Consider the following 1,350-nt stretch of genomic DNA (forward strand, 5'->3'; position numbering starts at 1 on the left):
TTTCCGCCTTGGCCTCGCGCTCGCCGATAGCGGCGACAAAACCGTCATAGACCTCGCGCGACAACAGGTTCTTCAGCGTTTTGCGATCGCCGTCGGCATAGGCCATGACGATCATCTCGTAAGCCATCTTGGCGCCGTCGACGAAACCCTTCGGCTCGAAGGACGGATCATTGTCCTTGATCGTGCGCAGGCCCTTGTTGAGGTCGGTATCGGGCTTGGCGAAAGCGTCGATCGCGGCATAGGCGTCGGGAGCCGGCTCGCCTGGCGGACGCTTGCGCGGCAGCGAGACGACGTTTTCGGATTTCTGGGCGGCATCCTTGTCGCCGGTGCGAGCCGCCGAATACGGATCGAAGGGCGGCCGTTCGCTGCCGGTGCGGCGGCCCAGCACATTGCGCAGCTGGAAAAAGATGACCACCGCCGCAATCAGGAAGAAAATCGTGCCGAAGTCGAAGAATCCCATATCTTCCGCCAATCAATCCCTGCCCTGTGGCCGGACCGTCAGGCCCAATGGCCGCGGTCGCATAGCGTTCAACATTCAAAGCATATAGAACGCAAGGCGCAATCATTCAAATCAAAGGCAGGCATACCTATCTAACAGCCTCGGTGCCAGCGGCGATTGCCAGTTGGCGGCCAAAACAATCAAAACGGTCATAACGATCGAAAAAGGTTGGCAAGACTTGCGCATTTCGTTGCTTCCCTTCTTTCTCTTTGCACTGCCGCTGCTGGAAATTGCCGGTTTCGTCATCGTCGGCCGCGAGGTCGGCGCGCTGGCGACGGTAGGCCTCGTGCTGGCCTCGAGCATCGCCGGCGTGCTTTTGCTCCGATACCAGGGTTTTGGTGTCATGGCCCGCATCCGCACCGAGATGGCGGCCGGCCAGAACCCCAGCCGCCACCTTGCGCACGGCGCCATGATCGTGGTTGCGGCGATCCTCCTGATCATCCCCGGCTTCATCACCGACATCATCGGCCTGCTGCTGTTTCTGCCGCCGTTGCGCGACTTTGCCTGGAGCCGGTTCAAGGGCCGCATTGTCGTCGCTACCGATTTCTCGACCGGCGGTTTTCGTGGCCGCCAGCGCGACAGGGTCATCGACCTCGAAGACGGCGACTATTCGCGCGAGGACGATCTGAAGCGCGGCCCGGATCACAACTCGCCGTGGCGCCGCCTGAAGGACGATTAACGCGCCGTCCCATCTCCATGCCGCAGCCGGGAAGCAAGGCGGCAAACCTTGTCTTGTCATCCCCGCCATGGTAGCGAACGCCCGATTTCAATTCGGTCAGCGACGCTGCCCAGGCAAGAGGACAAGGCTTATGGCCAGCAAAGATGACGCGCCGGTCGGCGCAGCCAACGGA

2 protein-coding genes are annotated in these 1,350 nt (G+C 61.3%); one reads left to right on the forward strand and one right to left on the reverse strand.

Going from position 1 to position 1,350, the window contains the following annotated elements:
* A partial coding sequence (locus EN925_RS36050; protein WP_128337383.1) for a Tim44/TimA family putative adaptor protein occupies positions 1-460 on the reverse strand: 460 nt, incomplete at its 3' end.
* A 217-nt stretch (positions 461-677) separates the two neighbouring features.
* Between EN925_RS36050 and EN925_RS36055 the strand changes: the two genes are divergently transcribed.
* Positions 678-1,178 carry an FxsA family protein gene (locus EN925_RS36055; protein ID WP_127370086.1) on the forward strand — a complete coding sequence of 167 codons (501 nt, stop codon included), beginning with the start codon at positions 678-680 and terminating at the stop codon, positions 1,176-1,178.
* Positions 1,179-1,350 lie beyond the last annotated feature (172 nt).

The organism is Mesorhizobium sp. M7A.F.Ca.US.006.04.2.1 (assembly GCF_004022915.1).
GTDB classification, from domain to species: domain Bacteria; phylum Pseudomonadota; class Alphaproteobacteria; order Rhizobiales; family Rhizobiaceae; genus Mesorhizobium; species Mesorhizobium ciceri.